Origin of the sequence: Sinorhizobium fredii USDA 205 (assembly GCF_001461695.1) — a bacterium.
Lineage (GTDB): Bacteria > Pseudomonadota > Alphaproteobacteria > Rhizobiales > Rhizobiaceae > Sinorhizobium > Sinorhizobium fredii.
In genome coordinates this window covers 1-20,418 of the sequence record NZ_AUTC01000177.1, presented here as the reverse complement: position 1 = coordinate 20,418, position 20,418 = coordinate 1, and the positions used below count along the sequence as shown (strand labels likewise).

General features: G+C 63.8%; 18 protein-coding genes and 1 pseudogene. 9 read left to right on the top strand and 10 right to left on the bottom strand.

Annotation, left to right across the window (positions count from 1 at the left end; translation table 11 throughout):
* Positions 1-196 precede the first annotated feature (196 nt).
* The 4 genes from glcF to N181_RS25915 all read right to left on the bottom strand — a co-directional run bounded on the left by glcF (position 197) and on the right by N181_RS25915 (position 4,727).
* A complete protein-coding gene (gene glcF, locus N181_RS25930) occupies positions 197-1,492 on the bottom strand; it encodes a glycolate oxidase subunit GlcF (RefSeq protein WP_037401223.1) in 1,296 nt (431 codons plus the stop codon).
* A 55-nt stretch (positions 1,493-1,547) separates the two neighbouring features.
* A complete protein-coding gene (locus tag N181_RS25925; protein WP_014327476.1) occupies positions 1,548-1,928 on the bottom strand; it encodes a DUF4870 family protein in 381 nt (126 codons plus the stop codon).
* 151 nt (positions 1,929-2,079) lie between these two features.
* Complete coding sequence (gene glcE / locus N181_RS25920; RefSeq protein ID WP_080577785.1) at positions 2,080-3,291, bottom strand: glycolate oxidase subunit GlcE; 1,212 nt, start codon at positions 3,289-3,291, stop codon at positions 2,080-2,082.
* Positions 3,288-4,727: an FAD-linked oxidase C-terminal domain-containing protein gene (locus N181_RS25915; RefSeq protein WP_037401220.1), complete on the bottom strand. Its 1,440-nt coding sequence runs from the start codon at positions 4,725-4,727 to the stop codon at positions 3,288-3,290. The genes glcE and N181_RS25915 overlap by 4 nt, the downstream gene beginning before the upstream one ends.
* Before the next feature lie 194 nt (positions 4,728-4,921).
* On the opposite strand from N181_RS25915, the gene N181_RS25910 reads away from it, so the two are divergent.
* Positions 4,922-5,818 carry a LysR family transcriptional regulator gene (locus N181_RS25910; RefSeq protein WP_037401217.1) on the top strand — a complete coding sequence of 299 codons (897 nt, stop codon included), beginning with the start codon at positions 4,922-4,924 and terminating at the stop codon, positions 5,816-5,818.
* Between the two features lie 23 nt (positions 5,819-5,841).
* On the opposite strand, the gene N181_RS25905 is transcribed toward N181_RS25910, so the two are convergent.
* Positions 5,842-7,116 carry a DUF3422 family protein gene (locus N181_RS25905; protein ID WP_037401227.1) on the bottom strand — a complete coding sequence of 425 codons (1,275 nt, stop codon included), beginning with the start codon at positions 7,114-7,116 and terminating at the stop codon, positions 5,842-5,844.
* Between the two features lie 222 nt (positions 7,117-7,338).
* Here N181_RS25905 and N181_RS25900 point away from each other — a divergent pair, with 222 nt between their 5' ends.
* From N181_RS25900 to N181_RS25875, 6 genes are all read left to right on the top strand, one after another.
* Positions 7,339-8,130, top strand: a complete 792-nt coding sequence (locus N181_RS25900; RefSeq protein WP_014327471.1) for a FadR/GntR family transcriptional regulator — start codon at positions 7,339-7,341, stop codon at positions 8,128-8,130.
* Positions 8,131-8,381: 251 nt separating this feature from the next.
* Positions 8,382-8,888, top strand: coding sequence for an NUDIX hydrolase (locus N181_RS25895; protein ID WP_014327470.1), 507 nt, complete (start codon positions 8,382-8,384; stop codon positions 8,886-8,888).
* A 114-nt stretch (positions 8,889-9,002) separates the two neighbouring features.
* Positions 9,003-10,511: an inorganic phosphate transporter gene (locus tag N181_RS25890; protein WP_014327469.1), complete on the top strand. Its 1,509-nt coding sequence runs from the start codon at positions 9,003-9,005 to the stop codon at positions 10,509-10,511.
* Between the two features lie 10 nt (positions 10,512-10,521).
* Positions 10,522-11,259: a 16S rRNA (uracil(1498)-N(3))-methyltransferase gene (locus N181_RS25885; protein WP_060563983.1), complete on the top strand. Its 738-nt coding sequence runs from the start codon at positions 10,522-10,524 to the stop codon at positions 11,257-11,259.
* A 246-nt stretch (positions 11,260-11,505) separates the two neighbouring features.
* On the top strand, positions 11,506-12,879 hold the full coding sequence (locus N181_RS25880) for a glutamate--cysteine ligase (RefSeq protein WP_037401210.1): 1,374 nt from the start codon (positions 11,506-11,508) through the stop codon (positions 12,877-12,879).
* Between the two features lie 100 nt (positions 12,880-12,979).
* Positions 12,980-13,798 (top strand): DUF937 domain-containing protein, encoded by an 819-nt coding sequence (locus tag N181_RS25875; protein ID WP_037401209.1) that lies wholly within the window; start codon positions 12,980-12,982, stop codon positions 13,796-13,798.
* 309 nt (positions 13,799-14,107) lie between these two features.
* On the opposite strand, the gene N181_RS25870 is transcribed toward N181_RS25875, so the two are convergent.
* Complete coding sequence (locus tag N181_RS25870; RefSeq protein ID WP_012706964.1) at positions 14,108-14,404, bottom strand: DUF1127 domain-containing protein; 297 nt, start codon at positions 14,402-14,404, stop codon at positions 14,108-14,110.
* Positions 14,405-14,609: 205 nt separating this feature from the next.
* Between N181_RS25870 and N181_RS25865 the strand changes: the two genes are divergently transcribed.
* Both N181_RS25865 and oxyR read left to right on the top strand, forming a co-directional pair.
* The gene (locus N181_RS25865) at positions 14,610-15,560 is read left to right on the top strand and encodes a LysR substrate-binding domain-containing protein (protein WP_014327465.1); all 951 of its coding nucleotides are present in this window, start codon (positions 14,610-14,612) and stop codon (positions 15,558-15,560) included.
* A 174-nt stretch (positions 15,561-15,734) separates the two neighbouring features.
* Positions 15,735-16,646 carry a hydrogen peroxide-inducible genes activator OxyR gene (gene oxyR, locus N181_RS25860; protein WP_037401206.1) on the top strand — a complete coding sequence of 304 codons (912 nt, stop codon included), beginning with the start codon at positions 15,735-15,737 and terminating at the stop codon, positions 16,644-16,646.
* A 46-nt stretch (positions 16,647-16,692) separates the two neighbouring features.
* Here the strand turns inward: oxyR and N181_RS25855 are convergent.
* The 4 genes and pseudogenes from N181_RS25855 to guaB all read right to left on the bottom strand — a co-directional run.
* Positions 16,693-17,567, bottom strand: a pseudogene (locus tag N181_RS25855) (dienelactone hydrolase family protein).
* A gap of 133 nt (positions 17,568-17,700) precedes the next feature.
* Positions 17,701-18,729: an alcohol dehydrogenase AdhP gene (gene adhP / locus N181_RS25850; RefSeq protein WP_037401196.1), complete on the bottom strand. Its 1,029-nt coding sequence runs from the start codon at positions 18,727-18,729 to the stop codon at positions 17,701-17,703.
* Positions 18,730-18,873: 144 nt separating this feature from the next.
* Positions 18,874-19,290, bottom strand: coding sequence for an MAPEG family protein (locus N181_RS25845; protein WP_037401193.1), 417 nt, complete (start codon positions 19,288-19,290; stop codon positions 18,874-18,876).
* A 71-nt stretch (positions 19,291-19,361) separates the two neighbouring features.
* The coding region (gene guaB, locus N181_RS25840; protein ID WP_060563981.1) for an IMP dehydrogenase at positions 19,362-20,418 on the bottom strand (1,057 nt) is incomplete at its 5' end.

Genomic DNA, 20,418 nt, shown 5'->3' with positions numbered 1-20,418 from the left:
CAGATGGCTTTCGTCTATGGCTGAACTTTCCCCGGACAGCCCTGCGCACGCGGGGAGAGGGGACACGTCCAGCAAGTCCGACTGCCTTTCCATCCATTTCGACTTCAATGAGAGGGGATACGCCGCCGCGAGTCCCCTTCGCCCCGCCTGCGGGGAGAAGGTGCCGGCAGGCGGATGAGGGGCAAACGCCTCCCGCTTACAACCCCGTAGGCTTCGGCCCACCATAAGCCCAGTCGAGCAGCTCGACAGTGTGCAGGATCGGAATATTCGTCCCGCTGGCGATCTGGGTGATGCAGCCGATATTGCCTGTGGCGATGACGTTCGGCTTGGTTGCCTCGATGTTCCTCACCTTGCGGGCCTTGAGTTTCGCCGATATCTCCGGCTGCAGGATGTTGTAGGTGCCGGCCGAGCCGCAACAGAGATGGCCCTCCGCCGGCTCTCGAACCGCAAAGCCCGCCCGCTTCAGAAGCTGCTTCGGCGCCAGGGTGATCTTCTGGCCGTGCTGCATCGAGCAGGCCGAGTGATAGGCGACGGTCATGCCGCGCGGGCCCTGCTCGGGCAGGTCCAGTCCCGCCAGATATTCGGTTATGTCCTTTGCCAGTGCGGAAACCTTCGCCGCCTTCTCGGCATAGGCCGGGTCGAGACGCAGCATGTGCCCATAGTCCTTGATCGTCGTGCCGCAGCCGGATGCGGTGATGACGATCGCGTCGAGCCCATCCTCCTCGGCAGCCTTCAGCCAAACATCGACGTTGCGCCGGGCGGCGTTCAGCGCTTGTTCCTCGCGCCCCATGTGGTGGACAAGCGCGCCGCAACAGCCCTCGCCCGCCGAAACGACGACCTCAACGCTCTGTCCGGTGAGCAGCCGAATGGTTGCCTCGTTGATCTCCGGCCTCAATACCGGTTGGGCGCAGCCGGTGAGCAGCGCGACACGGCCGCGCGGCGTGCCCTTGGCGGCGTAAACGGCTGCCCTCGCCCCGTCCGACGCCGCGGGCACCGCGGGGGGTGCGAGGTCGAGCATGATTCCGAAGGTCCTGAGCCAGGGAACCCGCTTCAGCAGGCCCGCCAAGGGTCGGGCAAGCCTCGCCGTGCGGAGCGCCAGCCGGAAGCGCGAAGGATAGGGCAAGGTCGCGGCAATAACGGAGCGGGCGAAACGGTCCTTGAGCGGTCGCCTGTAGGTCTTCTCGATGTGGACACGGGCATGATCGACCAGATGCATGTAATCGACGCCCGACGGGCAGGTGGTCATGCAGGAAAGGCAGGAGAGACATCGGTCGATATGCGTGACGGTTTCGGTATCGGCCGCACGCCCGTTTTCCAGCATGTCCTTGATGAGGTAGATCCGCCCGCGCGGACTGTCGAGCTCGTCGCCGAGCAGGACATAGGTTGGACAGGTGGCGGTGCAGAAGCCGCAATGGACGCATTTGCGCAGGATCTTTTCCGATTCGGCGACATGCGGGTCGGCAAGTTGCTCTGGGGAGAAATTTGTCTGCAACCGGATACTCCACTCTCAATTCGCATCGCGGCGCTTGCCGCGGAACCGCAAGGCGCTAGACCAGCCAGCTTTCGGGATCGGTGATCGGCTCCTCGCGGGCCGCCTTCTGAAGCCCGATGACACAGCGCACGACGATCCAGACTGCGGTCGCGATGAAACCGAGCACGCCGATGAGCAATACCGACAGAAGCGCCGAGATGACGGCAAACAGCAGGGCGATCCAGAAAGTGCGGATCGCCCATGTGTAGTGCGTTCTCGCCCATGGCTCTGCCTTGTCGCGGTTGAGATAGGCGAGAACGATGCCGACCAGTACCGTGACGCCGATCGCGAAGCCGACCAGATAGAGCAGGTAGATGATCTGGATGTTGACCTTTCCCGGCTCCAGCCAGCGATCTGTGTCACGGGAAAGCGGCGTCTGCGGACCAGGGTCGCTCATCGAATATTCCTTTCTCGTGCAGCGCCGCGCGTCTTATCACACGCGCGAAGGTCGCTGCAGCATTTTGACTTGCTGCATGTTTTTGTCCTTAAATCGGCTACGATTTGAGGAAACATGCAGGCTGCACGAGTTGCGCCGGCGCTCGCTCCGATCAGTCGACGGCCGCCAGCCGCCCCGGGTTGAAGATCCGCGCCGGATCGAACGAGGCGCGAACCCGTTCACTCAATTGCGCCACCGCCGGAGGCTGCGGCTCGAAGGCCGGTGTCCCGGCACGCGCTTCGCCGCCGGCGCGCACAAGCGTCGCATGACCTCCACCCAAGGCACGGACGTAGCGGCGTACGAGTTCAGCTTCGGATTCTGCCTCCATGCGAAGCCAGACAAGGCCGCCCTGCCAATCGTAGAATGCATCCACGCCCGTTTGAAGACGCAGCGCTGCAACGATCTGGTGACCCGCGGACGGGGCGACCGAGACACGCCACAACGGCCTTGCCGTGCCGTCGGCATAAGGCCTCACGTTGCGGATCTCGGCCCAGAGCGTCTTCGTCTGCCCGGCGTCCAGTTGCGAGCGCTGGCCGAAGCGCGACAGCGCCGCGACGAGCTTTTCGACACGCATCTCTACCGACGCCGCGAAGCCCTCGACCCTCAGCACGGTCGCCGCCCCGTCCGGCAGCGCGCCGTCGATGAAGCGGCCCCGCACGCTTTCGGGCAGATGCGCCGCACCCGACACCTCCACTGGCTGGGCCATCGCCTCGGCCATGACGGCCGCTGCCTCCGCATCGTTGAGAGCCGAGACGACGACGGTCGCGGCCGTCGGCGGAACCGGCAGCACCTTGAAGGTGACCTCCGTCAGGATGCCGAGCGTCCCGTAGGAGCCCGCCATAAGCTTGACGAGATCGAGCCCCGTGACGTTCTTCATGACGCGACCGCCGGCCTTGACCAGCTCGCCGCGGCCGTTAACGAACCGTACGCCGAGCAGGTTGTCGCGGGCGGCCCCGGCAACAGTGCGGCGAGGCCCGGAGACATTCGCCGCGAAAACCCCGCCGATCGTCGGCTCGCCCGTTGTCCCGAAGATCGGGCGGTGATCCATGGGTTCGAACGACAACATCTGGCCGTTGGCGGCGAGCGCCGCTTCCACCTCGGCAAGCGGCGTCCCGGCAAGCGCGCTCATGGTCATCTCCGCCGGGTTGTAGGTGACGATCCCGGAGAGGCGCCGGCTCGACAGCGTTCGGTCCGCCCGCACCGGGTTTCCGAGCCCAGAGCGCGTCCCCCCACCGACGATAGCAAGCGTGACGCGCTCGGCCGCCGCGGAGCGCACCACGGAGGCAATCCCCTCCTCGCTTGCCGGTTCGAAATGGACGATCATGCCGCAGGCCGTCCTTCGAGCGGAAATACCTTCGAGGGGTTCAGAAGCCATTGCGGATCGAAGGCCGCGCGTGCCGCCATCTGCTGGTCGAGGTCGGCCTTGTTAAACTGATGCCGCATCAGGTCGCGCTTCTCGATACCGACCCCGTGCTCGCCCGTCAGGCAGCCGCCCGCATCGACGCAGAGCTTCAGGATGTCGTTGCCGGCCGCCTCGGCGCGGGCCGCATCCTCCGGATCGTTGATGTTGTAGAGGATCAGCGGATGCATGTTGCCGTCGCCGGCATGGAAGACATTGGCGACGCGCAGCCCGTAGCCGGCGACGATCTCGCCGGTCCGGCGCAGCACATAGGAGAGCTGGCTGAGCGGCACCGTGCCGTCCATGCAGATATAGTCGGCGACCCGGCCCGTAGCGCCGAAGGCTGATTTCCGGCCTTTCCAGATCAGCGCTGCCTCGAGCGCCGACTGCGATTCCTTGATCGTCATGACGCCGTGACGCCGGGCGATCTCGATAATGCTCTGGAGAGTCGCGTCCATCTCCGCCTCGGCCCCCTCGACCTCGACGATCAGCAAAGCTTCGACATCAAGCGGATAGCCGGCATGCGCAAAGGCCTCGCAGATCTCGATCGCCGGCCTGTCCATGAATTCGATCGCCACCGGGATGATGCCCGACCCGATGATATCGGCGACGCAGGTACCGGCCGCCTCCGAAGAGGCGAAGCCGAACAACACGGGGCGCGCCCCCTCGGGCTTGGCGATCAGCCGCACCGTCGCCTCGGTGACGATGCCGAGCTGGCCTTCCGAGCCGCAGACGAGGCCGAGCAGATCGTAGCCGGCGGCATCGAGCGCCTTGCCGCCGAGCTCGATCACCGTGCCGTCGAAAAGCACCAGCTTGACGCCCAGGAGGTTGTTGGTCGTCACCCCGTATTTCAGGCAATGGGCGCCACCGGAATTCATGCCGATATTGCCGCCGATCGTGCAGGCGAGCTGCGAACTCGGATCGGGCGCATAGAAAAAGCCGTCGGCGCTCACCGCCTCGGAAATATTGAGATTGGTGACACCCGCCTGCACCGTCGCCGTGCGGTTGAAGAAGTCGACATCGAGAATACGCGACATCTTCGAGAGACCGATGACGATGGCGTCTTCCTGCGGGATGGCGCCTCCGGAAAGCGAGGTGCCGGCCCCGCGCGGCACGACCGGGATGCCGTAGCGACTGCAATATTTGAGAACGGCGGAAACCTGCTCGGTCGTCTCCGGCAGCACAACGGCAAGCGGCAGGCGGCGATAGGCGAGAAATGCATCCGTCTCAAACGGCTTCAGCCCCCGTTCGTCGCTGATCAGGCAGCCCTCCGGCAAGAGGTCGGCGAGGTCGGCAACGATCTCCGGCCGGCGGTCGAGGACGGCCTGCCTGGGTTTCAGGAATCCGATCGTCTCCGGCATGAACTCCTCCAACAAAACACGAGGACCAGGGCAGGCTGTTCCGCCCGCATCCTTCGCCGCAATCTCTCAGAATCATCCGCTTTGTGATTTGAATCTAGAGCATTTCATCCGCTTTGTGAAAGCAGGATACACTGGTAGGGGCATTCGACAGCTGCTAATTATCTTTTCCTTCTCGGAAACAATGGTCAGGATTGATGACGAATCTTGGGGATCTCGAAGTGTTCGCGCGCGTGGTTTCCACCGGCAGCATGTCGGCGGCGGGCCGCGCCCTCGGCCTTTCCGCGGCGGTAATCTCCAAGCGCGTCAAGCGGCTCGAGGAGAGGCTCGGCACACGCCTTTTGCAGCGCACGACCCGGCAGGTCTCCCTGACGGAGGCCGGACAGGGCTTCTACGACCGCGTCCTGGGCGTCCTCGCCGGCATCGAGGAGGCGGAGGCCTATGCGTCGGGGCGGTCGTCGCAGGCTCAGGGGACGCTGCGCATCACGGCACCCACCTCCTTCGGTCGCATGCATATCGCGCCGCATCTGACCGGCTTCATGAAGGATCACCCCGACCTGAAGCTCCATATCGTCCTCAGCGACGAGTTCAGCGACATTGTCGCCGACGGCTTCGACCTGGCCGTCCGGATCGGCGAGCTCACCGATTCGAGCCTCGTCGCCCGCAAGCTCGCGCCAGTTCGTCGGCTGCTCTGCGCGGCGCCGGGCTATATCGCCCGCCAGGGTGCACCCAAGGAGATCGGCGACCTCGCTCAGCACATCTGCCTGCCGGCCCATAACAACGAAAGCTGGAAGCTGGAAGGTCCGGGCGGGTCCCTGGCCTACCGGCCGGACGGACCGCTCGTCACCAATTCGTCGGAGATCATCCGCGCCGCGGTGATCGCCGGAGCGGGCATCGCGCTCCGCTCGACCTGGGACGTCAGCGCGGAACTGCGCGACGGACGCCTCGTGCAGGTCCTACCGGAATGGGAAGGATCGCACCGGCTGACGCTCTCGGCCGTTTATCCGAGCCGGCGGTTCCTTCCCGCCAAGGTGCGGCACTTCGTCGATTATCTCGCAGGCCTCTATGGCCCGGTTCCCTATTGGGAGCAGTGATTGCCGGCAGGGATCCGCCATCTCTATTTGTGCGCACCTTCCTCGTGGTGGCGGCGAATGCGGCGAACGACCAGCCAGACGCCGATGACCGCAAAGGGCACGGCAAGGCCGGTCAGCACGCCGGGATCGACCGGAAGCTCGTGGCTCACCGCTTTGGCGAGATAGCCGAACAGACCGACGACGTAATAGGAGATCGCCGCGACGGAGAGGCCCTCGACGGTCTGCTGCAGGCGCAACTGCAATTTTGCCCTTCGGTCCATCGAATTGAGCAGCGCGCTGTTCTGCCGTTCGAGTTCGACATCGATCCAACTTCTGAGCAGCGCCGTTGCACGGGCGAGCTTACGCGAAAGATTGGCCTGCCGCTCCTCGACCGACTGGCAGGTGCGCAGCGCCGGTGCCAGCCTGCGTTCGAGAAAGGTGCCGATCGTTTCGTACCCGGGCACGGGTGTTTCGGAGAGCGTTCGGATGCGTTCCTGGACGATGCCGTAATAGGCGCGGCTCGCGCCGAAGCGATAGAGGCTGAGCGCGGCACCGGCTTCGAGCTCGGCGGCAAGCCGGGTGATCTCCGCCAGCATTTCGTCCGCTTTCTCGCGGACATTCTCCTTCATCCGTTGGGTGACGGCAGTCAGGCCATCCTCGGTCCGACGAATTTCCGGCGACAGCGATTGCGCCAGCGGCAGACCGAGCATGGCGAGCGTGCGATAGGTCTCGATGTCGAGCAGACGCTGGACCAGCGCACCCGTGCCGGCCTCCGTCATGCCGCGGTCGAGGACGAGGATCTGGGTGAGCCCGTCGCCGTTCTGCCGGAAGTCGGTCAACAGCACGGCCTGGCCGTTCTTGGTCTCGCTGTAACAGAGGCTTGTCGGATCGAAGGCCTTGATCGCCTCGCGGGCTTCCGGCGTATCAGGGCGGATTTCAAGGCGGATGCCGGAAATCAACAAGCCCGGAGGAGAGAAACCGTCGCCGAAAGGATGGATCGGCACCTCGCCGCCGAACCGTTCCGGCGCCGGCGCGTCCCAGAAATAGGTGGAAAATTCAGTGTGCCGCTCCCAGCGCAAAGTCCCCTGCCCCCAGGGCATGGCGTGGTGGTTGGCATCGCGACCGGGCGGCGCGATGCCCCGCGCGCGGGACAGTTCCGAGAGCACGGCATGGTCGACGATCGAGCCGCCTTCGGTGATGAAGGCGAGCTGAAAGATGACGCGTGGCGTCGTCACCAGCGCATAGGGCCGAGAATGAACCTCGCCGAGCGCCTGAGCGCGCAAGGCGGCCGCTGGAAATCCAAAACTTGCCTTCGCCATGAAGCGCTTCATCCCCCTCGCGTTCATCACCTTTTACTTATCAATCAGGGGAGCAAAATGAACAGGACGCATTGACGCAGTTTGACTTTTATCAGCCGCACCTTGGCAAGTGGACAATCACTTTGACCACTTCATGGGTCCTGCTAGGGTCAGGGACCTGGATTGCAGCCGATGACGGAAACAGAAAGCGCCAGGCGCCATTCCGTCCGTGGGAGATGTGTAGTGACCGAAGACCAAAGCGATCTCTATGCGCGCATCAGCCACAGCCGCACGGCGGACGAGGTCGTCCAGCAGATCGAGCTCCTGATTCTGGAGGGCGTGCTGCGCGACGGGGACCGGCTGCCGGGCGAGCGGGACCTGTCGAAAAGGCTCGACGTGTCGCGACCGATCCTGCGCGAGGCGCTGAAGGAACTGGAAGGGCGCGGCCTGCTCGAGAGCCGCCACGGAGGCGGCACCTTCGTCGCCGACGTGGTCGGCCAGATCTTCTCGAAACCGTTGATCGAGCTCATCAGCCGTCACCACAAGGCGACCCAGGATTACCTCGAATACCGGCGCGAGCTCGAAGGGCTGACGGCGGAACTCGCCGCGACACGCGCCACGGACTTCGACCGCGACCTCCTCACCCGCGTCATCGAGCGGATGCGCGATGCACACCGGAGCGGCAATTTCGACGACGAACTCGAAGCGGACGTCGAGCTGCACAATGCGATCGGCGAAAGCGCCCACAACATCATTCTGCTGCACACGCTGAGGGCCTGCTACCGGCTCCTGACCCAGGGCATCTTCTTTCATCGCAGCTCGGTCTTCGGCGCGCCGGGCGCGCGCGACCGGCTGCTTTCCCAGCACGAGGCGATCTACGCGGCCATCATGGCGCGCGATCCCGCGGCCGCCAAGGCGGCCGCACAAAGCCATATCGATTTCGTCGCCGCCGCGGCGCGCGATGCGGAACGCAGCGGCGAGTGGGCCCGTATCGCGCGGCTGCGCCTCAAACAGCGCGACCGCATCGGTTCCTAGACCCGGCATTCCGGGCGCCACGCGCGCTCGAAGTTCCTGAACCGCCATCAAGAACAAAATACGACCGACGATGTCGTTTTCTGGCAAGTGGCGCAAGGAAGCATTACATGTATTCACAACGGCGTTCCGCTCACGGAACCGCAACGCTTCTTATCAGTTATTGATCGGCTGACGTCATTTACACGCAAGTCAGACGCGCCATAATTCAGAATGGCTGATTGGAGCCTGATTCGTACAGGAGTATCGATTCCTTGAACTTCTTGCACCGGCTAGCTTCTGACGTGCATCTGATGCTGCGTCGACCGGCGCGCATGCAATATGCCGCGCTGTGCTACCGCGTCCGCAAGAAGGCGATGTCTCCGGAAATTCTCCTGCTCACCAGCCGCGACACGGGCCGTTGGGTCATTCCCAAGGGATGGCCGATGCAGGGAAAGTGGGCACATGAGGTCGCCGAACGCGAGGCCTATGAAGAGGCCGGCGTGAAAGGCAAGGCGCAGAAGGCTGCGATCGGCTCCTATGTCTATCAGAAGCGCATGGACCACGGGTTGACGATTCCCTGCAAAGTTCAGGTCCACGCCCTCGAAGTCGACAATCTCTGCAAGAATTTCCCCGAAAAGGGCGAGCGAAAGCTCGAGTGGGTCGACTACGCGGAGGCCGCCAGTCGCGTCGCCGAACCTTCGCTGAAGGAACTCATCCTCAGCTTCGGCAAGCGAATGGCCGCCGCCCAGCCGCCGGAGCCTGCGGCCTCCAAGGGCTGACGGTCATAGTTGGTGGCTTAGATCCACCATGCCCGCCCGGCGCCCATCTTCCAACACCGCTTGAATACGCCGTCGCGGACCGCTACTGGCAAATATGACAATGGAGTAATATTTGTGTCCAAGCCGCGCATGCGCCTCGAAAAGCTGACGATCGACAAGGATCTCGACAAGGTCAGCCGTGCCGAGGAGGCATCGCAATATGTGATGCGCGGGCTTGCCGCCCCCGGCCTCGGCCTGCTCTTTCTGATCCTCAGCATGGCATTCGCAGCCAGCTATTTCACCGGCGCGTCCGGCATGGGCATTGTCGTGGCGGGGGCCGCGATCGCCGCCTACATGGCGATGAACATCGGCGCAAACGACGTCACCAACAATGTCGGAGCCGCGGTCGGCGCCAAGGCCATGACGATGGCGACGGCGCTTGGCATTGCCGCCGTCTTCGAGATTGCCGGAGCCGTCATCGCCGGGCGAAAGGTGACGCTTACCATCGAGGCCGGCATCGTCGACGGCGTGCAACTGGTCAGCCTCGACGTGCTGGTCTGGGTGATGATGGCGGCGCTCTTGTCTTCGGCCGTCTGGATCAACATCGCCACCTACGCGCGTGCCCCGGTCTCGACCACCCACTCTATCGTCGGCGGGATCATCGGCGCCGGCCTGGCGGCCGAGGGTCTCGCCAGCGTCAAATGGTGGGCGATCGCCGGGATCACCGCGAGCTGGTCGGTCTCTCCCCTGCTCGGCGGGGCGATCGCCGCCCTCTTCCTGGCGTTCCTCAAGGAATTCGTCATCTATCGTGACGACAAGATCGCGGCGGCGCGGTACTGGATGCCGATCGTGCTCGGCATCACGGCAGGCTCTTTCACCGCCTATGTGGCGATCTTCGCGCTCGTCCATCTGCAGGTGATTTCGCTCTGGACGGGCCTCCTCATCGGCGCCCTTGCCGGCATCGCCTGTTACGGCCTGTGCAAGCCGTGGATTCATCGCCAATCGGTGGGACTCGAGAACCGCAACCAGTCGCTTCGCAAGCTGTTCCGCCTGCCGCTGATCTTCTCCGCCGCGCTGCTCTCCTTCGCGCACGGCGCCAATGACGTGTCGAACGCCATCGGACCGCTCTCGGCGATCGTCTCGGCCGTGAACGGCACGATTTCGACGGCGCGGTCGGTGGCACCCTTCTGGGTGCTCCTCATCGGCGCTTTCGGCATCTCGATGGGCCTGCTTCTCTACGGGCCGATCCTGATCCGCGTCGTCGGCGAGGAAATCACCCGTCTCAATCCGATGCGCGCCTTCTGCGTAGCGCTGGCGACTGCGGTCACCGTGCTCCTGGCATCGGCGCTGGGGCTGCCGATCAGTTCCACGCACACGGCGGTCGGTGCCGTCTTCGGCGTCGGTTTTTTCCGCGAATGGTACATTCGCCATTCGCGGCGGCGGCTGGAGTATATCCGGCGGCGGACCGGCCAATCCGATTTCATGGGCGAGGCCATCGAAACGAATTTCGCCGAGATACGCCGCCGCCGGCTGGTGCGCCGCTCCTATTTCTTGACGATCGTCGCCGCCTGGGTGATCACCCTTCCTGCCTCCGCGCTACTCTCGGCGCTCGTCTATCGGCTGCTCGCCGGCCTGTTTCTGTGAGAGTGACCGAATGCGCGCCAATTTCCGCATGCAGCGATTGTTCGTCGAAAGCCCGCTTCACACCGGGGCAAGGCACGAGGCCACGAAGGAACAGTTCAACTATCTGGTCAACGTGCTGCGCTTCGGCGAGGGCTCCTCGATCCTGGTCTTCAATGGACGAGACGGCGAGTGGCGTGCGGAATTGTCCCTCCCTTCCCGAAAGCAGCTGGTGCTCATGGCAGGCGAGCAGACCCGTCCTCAGCCGGCTCCCTGCGACCTCATCTATCTGTTTGCCCCGCTCAAGATCGGGCGGCTCGACTACCTTGTTCAGAAGGCCGTCGAGATGGGCGCCGGCGTGCTGCAGCCGGTGATGACCCAGCACGTGCAAGGCAAGCTCGGCAATCCCGACCGCCTGCGCGCCAATGTCATCGAGGCCGCGGAGCAATGCGGGGTTCTCGGCATTCCCTCGGTAGAGGCACCCCGAAAACTCGAAGAACTCCTGGCGAACTGGCCGCGCGAGCGGCGCATCATTTTCTGCGACGAGGGCAATGAAAGCCAGAATCCGCTGCCGATCCTCAGCGGGATCAGCGAGCGCCGTCTTGCCCTGCTGATCGGCCCGGAAGGAGGCTTCTCGGAAGCCGAAAGGGTGCTCTTGCGCAGCCTCGATTTCGTCACCGCAGTCCCGCTCGGGCCGCGCATCCTGCGCGCCGATACGGCCGCGGTGGCCGCGCTGGCGCTCATTCAGGCAACGCTCGGCGACTGGCGGTGAGCCGTCGGTCGGCGGCAGCGCAATGCTTGGAACCGTTCGATCCAAGGATGAAAACATGCAGCAAATCCAGGACCGTAAGGCGGCCCTGGCGCGTCTGACAGGAGGCGTGGCGCAGGAGGGGCTTTGCGCGGAGTTTTTTTGACGGCATCTTGAAAGAAATTGACTTGCACCGCACTTGATTACGGTTCAAGCACCCTCCATCCATCCTGCTGCCGGCGGGATCCCGCACATGTGAAGAAGACGAATATGGCCAGAGACACCACCGACCAGACGCCGGTCACCTCCGTTGCCGAACTGACCGCCTACCTCGCGTCCGGATCGAAGCCGAAGGAGAGGTTCCGGATTGGTACGGAGCACGAGAAATTCGCCTTCTTCAAGGCGGACAACGGCCCCGTGCCCTATTTCGGCGAGGCCAGCATCCAAGCGCTCTTGAAAGGCATGGCCGAGCGGAATGGCTGGGAGCCGATCGTCGACGAGGGCAATATCATCGGCCTTGCCGAACGGGACGGGAACGGCGCGATCTCGCTGGAGCCCGGCGGCCAATTCGAGCTTTCCGGCGCGCCGCTCGAGAACCTGCATCAGACCTGCAAGGAATCGAACCAACACCTTGCGGTGCTTCGCGAGATTGCCGAACCGCTCGGCATCCGCTTCCTCGGCATCGGCGGCAGTCCGAAATGGACCTTCGAAGAAACGCCGCGCATGCCGAAATCGCGCTACGCGATCATGTCGCGCTACATGCCGCAGGTCGGGACCCACGGCCTCGACATGATGTACCGCACCTGCACGATCCAGGTGAATCTCGACTTCTCCTCCGAGGAGGACATGCGGCGCAAGATGCAGGTATCGATGAAGCTGCAATCGCTCGCCACCGCCCTCTTCGCCAGTTCGCCGTTTACCGACGGCAAACCGAACGGCCTGCTTTCGTGGCGGGGAGAGATCTGGCGCGACACCGACAATAGGCGTGCCGGTCTCCTGCCGGCTTCCTTCAGGCCGGATTTCGGCTTCGCCGACTATGTCGAATGGGCGCTCGACGTGCCGATGTATTTCGTCGTACGCGACGGCCATTATCATGACTGCACCCATGTCACCTTCCGCCAGTTCATGAACGGGACGCTGAAGGGAGAGATCGCCGAATGGCAGCCCAACATGGGCGACTGGACCAATCATCTTTCGACTCTTTTCCCCGACGTCCGGCTGAAGCGTTTCCTCGAGATGCGCGGTGCCGACGGCGGACCGTGGCGGCGGATCTGCGCGCTGCCCGCCTTTTGGGTCGGCCTGCTCTATGACGACCAGGCGTTGGCGGACGCCGAGACGCTGACCCGCGACTGGAGCTACGACGAGGTCCAAGCACTCAGGGACGCAGTTCCCGCCGAGGGGCTGGCCGCGAAATTCAGAGCGGCGTCGCTGTTCGACATCGCCCGCGAGGTGCTGGCGATTTCGCGGGCCGGGTTGAAACGGCGCAACCGTCTGAACAGCGATGGTATCGACGAGAGCCAGTTCCTGGAACCGCTCGGCGAAGTTCTGGCGAAAAAAGCGACGCTCGCCGAGGATCTGCTGGCCCTCTACAACGGCCGCTGGAACCGTTCCGTCGATCCGGTGTTTACGGAATACCAATACTGAGGCGCGGAACGCGTTCGGGTCCGAGCAAAAAGCGGTTTCCAGCCTCTCGATTCCCGTTATAGTGCAATGACATGCGTCACTCGCCCGGGAAGGAATTGCCATGGCACCGCTTTTTGACATGTTCGCACAAGCGCAGAACGGCCAGGCGATCGAGCTGATGGCGAAGCAGTTCGGCCTGGCCCAGGAGCAGATGGCGAAGGCGACAGCGGCGCTGATGCCGGCCTTTTCCACTGGCTTCAAGCGCAACACCGCCAATCCCTATGATTTCGGAGCGCTGCTGACGGCACTCTCGACCGGCAATTACGTGAAGTATTTCGAGGATATGAAGCAGGCCTTCACGCCTGAGGGCGTGGCGGACGGCAACGATATCCTCGGTCAGCTGTTCGGCTCGAAGGAGATGTCGCGGGCGGTCGCGGCACAGGCGGCACAGATGACCGGCATCGGCCAGGAAGTCTACAAGCAGATGCTGCCGGTGATGGCGAGCACGCTCATGGGCGGCCTTTTCAAGGAGACCACCAACCAGGTGAACGAAGCGCTCGCCAACAATCCGATGATGACGCTGATGCGGCAATGGATGGAGGCGACCGGCCTCGCCAAGAAGCCCGAGCCTGCGCCGAACCCGTTCGACAATCCCTTCACCCAGGCGATGCAGGGATTCTTCGGTGCCGGCAAGGCCCAGGAGCAACCGAAAACGCCTGATTTTTTCGCCGACAATCCCTTCTTCAAGGCCTACCAGGACATGATGCGCAACAGCAGTGCTGCGGCCGAGAAGCCGCCTCAGGAAAACCCCGCCTTCGCGCAGTTCTCCCAGATGATGAACAACATGTTCGACACCGGCCTCGGGATGCAGAAGGAATATCAGAAGAACATCGACGCCCTGTTCGAGAGCTATAAGAGTAGTTCCGACGGCAAAGCATGATCGGGAGATTTGCCCCTCACCCTAGCCTTCTCCCCGCTCGCGGGGAGAAGGTGGCCGGCAGGCCGGATGAGGGGCAAATTCTCCGTCTCGCTGCTACGCGGTAGTCTCCCACAAAAAAAGCCCGGTACATGTCTTGGCATGTACCGGGCAAGCAGCAGGGTCTATTGGCTCATACCCTGCGGGGAACGGATCGGTGATAAGCGTCACCGTAACTGGAAATTCGCGGCATGATCCGCGCGATGGCGGCAAGCTTTCGCCGGATCATGCCGCAAATGACGCATCCAGGCGGGGGACGCGCCACGGGGATCATCAATCGTGGCGGACACCCCTGTAGAAGTGGTTCGCCCGGTTTCGCGACGCGCGCGTCAGGAAGCTGCCCGGGTTCTCGAAGAAGGACGAGGTCATCGCCTCGTGCAGGTCTTCGCGTTTCAACCCCATGTCGAGCAGTTGCCGATCGTCGAGATCGTGGAGACGCGCAATCTGGCAGCGGCTTCGGTACAGGCGCCAGACAGCCGTCAGCACGCCGATGACGCCTGCCGTACGGGACGCAAGCGACGGCTTGCCTGCAGCGAGGTCGAGATCGAGGGCGTGTTGGGTCGTGCGCATGGCGGAACTCCTTTTTCAGGCACGAAGAGGCCCGCCCCCTGCGGGGAGGTCTACGCAGGGGCAAGCGGGAATGATTTGGTTGAGCGGCGGTGACGTCGCCGGGAGGATTGACGTGATTTGCACGCTATGAATCGCAAATCCTTATTGATCAGTCCAACGAATGTTTCTAATGATATCCATCAAACAATTTTATGGGTATTCGGCCATGTCCGCACCGCTCGATATCGATCAGTTGCAAACCTTCGTCGCCATCGCCGACACGGGCAGCTTCACCAAGGCCGCCGATCGCGTCTTCAAGACTCAGTCGGCAGTGTCGATGCAGATGCGCCGGCTGGAGGAGCGCATCGGCAAGCCGCTGTTCATCAAGGACGGGCGCGGCAACCGGCTGACGGTCGAGGGCGACAGGCTGTTGAATTTCGCCCGCAGGATGCTCCGCCTCAACAACGAGGCGATCGCCTCTTTCGACGACAACAGGCTCGAAGGCACGCTCCGGATCGGTACGCCCGACGACTATGCCGACCGCTACATGCCGGAGATCATCGTCCGCTTCGCGAAGACGCATCCGAATGTCGAGCTCTATATCGTCTGCGAGCCTTCCGCCGATCTCGCCGAGAAAATGGCGAAGGGCGATCTCGACATCGCCCTCGTCACCCACAATCCGCGGGTGCGGGCCTCCGACGTGGTCAGGACCGAACCGCTCTGCTGGGTGAGCTCGATCAACCATCCGCTTCCGGAAAATGCGCCGATCCCGCTCGCCGTCGGACGCCGCGACTGTCTGTGGCGGCAGGCGGCCTGTGCCGCGCTCGATGCGACCGGCCGCGAGTATCAGATCCTGTTCACAAGCTGGTCGTCGACCGTCGTCGCCGCCGCGGTGCTCGCCGGAATGGCCGTCTCGGTGCTGCCGGAATCAGCTCTTCGTCCCGGCATGAAGGTGCTGACGCTTGCGGACGGATTCCCGGCGCTCGCACCCGTGCAGATCGGCATCATGAAGCGCCCCGGCCTTTCGCCGTCGCTGTCGAACGCCATCACCAACCACATCACCGCCTGCCTCGATAATATCACGCCGATCGCGGTCAACGACGACCTCGACAACGATATCAAGGGCTATCCGCGCTATCCGCGCCTCAGGCAGAGCCATATGTTGCCGGGCTGGTAAGCCCCGCTTTACAGGCAAGACGACGAAGGCCGCGCCTCGTGCAAGAGCACGGCCTTCGTCCTTTTCCGGAACCGATCCCTGCCACAGTTTGCTACCTCGTGGCCGGCGGAGTCGCTCCCCCTGCGATAGTCTCCGCTTGTACTCCGAACTCATTTCCGATAAATTTTTCCTATCATGCTGACGCTTCGACAGATGCGCTATTTCGATGCCCTCGCGACTGCCCGCCATTTCGGCCGCGCGGCCGAGCTCGCCCATGTCAGCCAGCCGGCCCTTTCGGCTCAGATCATGGAGATGGAGGAGCATCTTGGGGTCAAGCTTGTCGAGAGAAGCCGCGGAGGCGTATTCCTGACCGGCAAGGGCGAGGACGTGCTGACGCGGGTCCGCGCCATCCTGGCCGATGTCGACAGGCTGGAGGAAAGCGCCCGGGCAAATTCCGGAACGCTCGACGGACGCGTCCGCCTGGGCGTCATCCCGACGCTGGCACCCTATCTGGTGCCGCAACTCATTCCCTATCTGCGGGCGCGATATGCGGCGATCGAAATCGAGCTCAAGGAATCGCTGACCGACAGGCTGATTGCCGATCTCGGTGACGGCCGGCTCGACGCTGTCGTCGCCGCGCTGCCGATCGATGCCGACGGCATCGCCGCGCGCCCGCTGTTTTCGGACCGGTTCTTCATGGCAGTCGCAGACAACGACCGGAACGTGCTGATGTCGCCGCTGACCGAGGAACAGGTCGATATCTCGCAACTGCTCCTGCTCGAGGAGGGCCATTGCCTGCGCGATCAGGCGCTGGCCGTCTGCAACAGCGCCGGCAAGCGGCAGCTGATGAGCTTCGGCGCCACGTCCATGGCGACTCTTCTGCAGATGGTGGCGAACGGCATGGGCATGACGCTCATTCCGGAGATCGCCATCCCGAGCGAGGCGGCGCGCAATGCCATCCGCATCGTGCCCTTCGCCGCCCCCGGACCGGCGCGCGAGATCGGACTCATCTGGCGCCGCAGCAATCCGCGCCGGCGCGATATGGACGCGCTGGCCGAAGCGATCGTCGATTGTGCCCGCTCGATACTAAAGGGGGCCGAGCGGTAGGATCGCGCACAGTGGTGCCCCTGCCCGTTACCACTGTAGTCGCCCGTCAGGCAAGCTTCGTCTTCAGGAACTCGATGGTCCGTCCCCAGGCGAGTTCGGCTGCCGCCTTGTCGTAGCGAACCGCCGAGGTATCGTTGTTGAAGGCATGGTTGACGCCGTCATAGACATAGATCGTGGCGTCCTTGCCATTCTCCGTCAGTGCCTTGCGGTAAGCATCGATGCCGGCATTGATGCGCTCGTCGAGCCCCGCATAGTGGAGCAGCATGGCGGCCTTGATCTTCGGCACGTCCTCGGCCTTCGGCTGGGAGCCGTAATAGGCGACGCCGGCCTTGAGATCCGGAGAATTGACCGCAAGACGGTTGACCATGCCGCCACCCCAGCAGAAGCCGATCGCGCCGACATTGCCGGTGCTTTGCGCGTGCCCGTGGAGGAAGGTGACGGTCGCCACCGCATTGGCACTGGTTACACCCGCGTCGAGCGCGCTGATCATCTCGCGGGCCTTGTCCTCGTCGCTCGGCGTTCCGCCGTCAGGCGACAGGAAATCGGGAGCGAGGGCGACGAATCCGTCGAGGGCGACGCGACGCGCGACGTCCTTGATATGCGGATTGAGACCGCGGTTCTCGTGGATGACGATCACCGCCGGAAGCTCGCCGGATGCATTGGCGGGCTTGACCAGATAGCCCTTCATCTCGCCGTCGGCACCCGGATAGGTGATATCCTCCCCCTTGATCCGTTCGTCCGTCGCGGCGACCATTTCGGCCTTGGCGCTGTTGGCGGCGAGCAAAGGGGCGATTGCCGCGGCGGCAGCCGCGTACCGGCAAGCGCCGTCAGCCTCTCCATGAAGCGGCGGCGATCCAGGGTCAGATGCGTGTATTCGTCATAGGCATCGATCATTGCCTGAGTGATCACAGGCTTGTTCATGACGCTCTCCTTCGGCGTTTTCCGAAGGCGGCGCAGCGATGGCCGCACCGCCCGCCGACAGGATAGGTCAGCGGGCGGCAGGCACACGTCAAAACTGCGTTACTTGTCGTGATCCAAAGCTTAGGACCAACGCTCAGTTGTTCAAATCGAGAACGATGCGGCCGTCGATCTTGCCTTCTTCCATGCGCTCGAAGATGGCGTTGATGTTTTCGATCTTGTCCCAGGAGAAGTGGGCGCCGACCTTGCCCTCGCCGGCAAATTCCAACGCCTCCTCCAGATCCTGGCGGGTGCCGACGATCGAGCCGCGCACCGTGATCCGCTTCAGCACCGTGTCGAAGACGGGCAGGCAGATCTGGCTCGGCGGCAAACCGACAAGGGCCATGGTGCCCTTCGAACGCAGCATGCGGTAGGCCTGCTCCATCGCCTTTGGCGAGACCGCCGTGACCAGCGCCCCGTGGACACCGCCGGTCCGCTTCTGCACCTCCTCGATAGCGTCAGCCGCCTTTGCGTCGATAACGAGGTCGGCTCCGAGCTTCTCGGCGAGCGCCAGCTTGTCGGGGAAGATGTCGGCCGCGGCGACGTGCATGCCCATGGCCTTGGCATATTGCACGGCCATGTGGCCGAGGCCGCCGATGCCGGAGACGAGCACCCATTCTCCGGGCTTCACCTCCGTCTCCTTCAGGCCCTTGTAGACGGTGACACCGGCGCAGAGCACCGGCGCGGCCGGGCCGAACTCCAGCTTGGCCGGCAGCCGCCCGACGAAATCCGGATCGGCCAGGCCGTACTGGGCAAAGGTGCCGTCGACCGAATAGCCGGTATTCTGCTGGCTGCCGCACAGCGTTTCCCATCCGGTGCGGCATGGCGTGCAGCAGCCGCAGGCCGTGTGCAGCCATGGCACCCCGACCCGATCACCCTCCTTCAGCCGGGTGACGCCGGCGCCGATCCCGGCGACGTAGCCGACCCCTTCGTGGCCGGGAATGAAGGGCGGATTGGGTCTCACCGGCCAGTCGCCCTTGGCGGCGTGCAGGTCGGTGTGGCACACGCCCGTGGCCTCGTATTTGACGAGGACCTGACCCGGTCCCGGCTGCGGTATGGGCAATTCCTCGATCACAAGCGGCTTGCCGAATTCGCGTACCACGGCGGCTTTCATTGTTCCGGCCATATCGATCTCCTCCTCCGATACTCGACGACGGAAGTTTAGCCGCGGGGCCGGACGCGGTCCCTTGACGCACGTCAAGGCGCGGCGGTTCGATGAAGAGATCGTCTCAGAACTGAGACATTGATACCGGCAAACGGCAGTCAATCGTCAGTTCATCGCCATCCAGAGGGACAGCCACGCCCACATCGCCGCGAGCGTCACAAAGCCGGCCAGGAAGAGAGGGCCGCGATAGCGGAGCCGGTTGCTGGTCACATGCACGAAGGAGTGGGCATAGCGGAGTGCGACGAAAAGCCAGGCAAGACCGAGCGACATGATGTTGTCGGCCTCGGTGATGTGGAGCATTACGCAGCACGCATAGAAGAGTACCGGCAGCTCGAACTGGTTCGCGATGCTGTTGCGCACGACGAGGCTCTCGCTTGGCTCTCCGCGGTTTTCACGAAACTGCGACGCCTCCGCCTTGCCGGCGCGGACGACCGCAGACCGACGTATCGAGAGAAGCGCATAAAGCATGAACACCAGCGCGACATGGGCAACCACGGGCCAGAAGATCTCGAACCCCGACATCGGTGCTCCGCTTCAAATCTCGGATGGGAAGGCAAGGACGCGGGACGCCGGTCGGCGTCCCGCGTAAGATATCAGGCGCCGCCCGGATAGTTCGGGCTCTCGCGGGTGATCGTCACGTCATGCGCGTGGCTTTCGCGAAGGCCGGCGCCGGAGATGCGGACGAAGGTGGCGCGCTCCTGATAGTCCTTGATCGTCGCGCCGCCGACATAGCCCATCGACGCCTTGAGGCCGCCGGCAAGCTGATGCAGGACGCCGCCAACGGCACCCTTATAGGGAACCTGGCCTTCGATGCCTTCCGGCACGAGCTTCAGCGTGTCGCGGACTTCCGCCTGGAAATAGCGGTCGGCCGAGCCGCGCGCCATGGCGCCGACCGAACCCATGCCGCGGTAGGCCTTGAAGGAGCGGCCCTGATAGAGGAACACCTCGCCCGGGCTCTCCTCGGTGCCGGCGAGCAGCGAGCCGACCATGACGGCGGAGGCACCGGCGGCAATCGCCTTGGCGAGGTCGCCGGAATATTTGATGCCGCCATCGGCGATGATCGGGATATCCAACGCCTGCGCTGCCTCGACCGCCGCCATGATGGCGGCAAGCTGTGGCACGCCGACGCCGGCGACGATGCGCGTCGTGCAGATCGAGCCGGGACCGATGCCGACCTTGACGGCATCGGCGCCAGCATCGATCAGCGCTCTGGTGCCATCCGCCGTCGCGACGTTGCCGGCCATGACGCGGACCGAGTTCGACAGTTTCTTCACCCGGCCGACCGCGTCGAGCACGCGCTGCGAATGGCCGTGTGCAGTGTCGACGACGATCAGGTCGACGCCGGCATCGATCAGCCGCTCGGCGCGCTCGAAGCCGTCGTCGCCGACACTGACAGCCGCGGCGGCGCGAAGCCGCCCTTGCGCGTCCTTGGAGGCGTTCGGGTTCAGCTGCGACTTCTCGATGTCCTTGACCGTGATGAGCCCGACGCAGCGGCCATCCGGATCGACCACCAGCAGCTTCTCGATCCGGTGCTTGTGGAGGAGACGCTTCGCCTCCTGCTGGTCGACGCTCTCCTTGACGGTGACCAGGTTCTCCCGGGTCATCAGCTCGTAGATCTTCTGGGAGGGGTCGGATGCGAAGCGGACGTCG

Coding starts and splice junctions, on each gene's coding strand:
- N181_RS25885 (WP_060563983.1), top strand. CDS start 10,522: ATGCGCGCCAATTTCCGCATGCAGCGATTGTTCGTCGAAAGCCCGCTT.
- N181_RS25925 (WP_014327476.1), bottom strand. CDS start 1,928: ATGAGCGACCCTGGTCCGCAGACGCCGCTTTCCCGTGACACAGATCGC.
- N181_RS25845 (WP_037401193.1), bottom strand. CDS start 19,290: ATGTCGGGGTTCGAGATCTTCTGGCCCGTGGTTGCCCATGTCGCGCTG.
- N181_RS25865 (WP_014327465.1), top strand. CDS start 14,610: ATGTCCGCACCGCTCGATATCGATCAGTTGCAAACCTTCGTCGCCATC.
- glcE (WP_080577785.1), bottom strand. CDS start 3,291: ATGATCGTCCATTTCGAACCGGCAAGCGAGGAGGGGATTGCCTCCGTG.
- N181_RS25905 (WP_037401227.1), bottom strand. CDS start 7,116: ATGGCGAAGGCAAGTTTTGGATTTCCAGCGGCCGCCTTGCGCGCTCAG.
- N181_RS25910 (WP_037401217.1), top strand. CDS start 4,922: ATGACGAATCTTGGGGATCTCGAAGTGTTCGCGCGCGTGGTTTCCACC.
- N181_RS25915 (WP_037401220.1), bottom strand. CDS start 4,727: ATGCCGGAGACGATCGGATTCCTGAAACCCAGGCAGGCCGTCCTCGAC.
- adhP (WP_037401196.1), bottom strand. CDS start 18,729: ATGGCCGGAACAATGAAAGCCGCCGTGGTACGCGAATTCGGCAAGCCG.
- oxyR (WP_037401206.1), top strand. CDS start 15,735: ATGCTGACGCTTCGACAGATGCGCTATTTCGATGCCCTCGCGACTGCC.
- N181_RS25875 (WP_037401209.1), top strand. CDS start 12,980: ATGGCACCGCTTTTTGACATGTTCGCACAAGCGCAGAACGGCCAGGCG.
- N181_RS25870 (WP_012706964.1), bottom strand. CDS start 14,404: ATGCGCACGACCCAACACGCCCTCGATCTCGACCTCGCTGCAGGCAAG.
- N181_RS25880 (WP_037401210.1), top strand. CDS start 11,506: ATGGCCAGAGACACCACCGACCAGACGCCGGTCACCTCCGTTGCCGAA.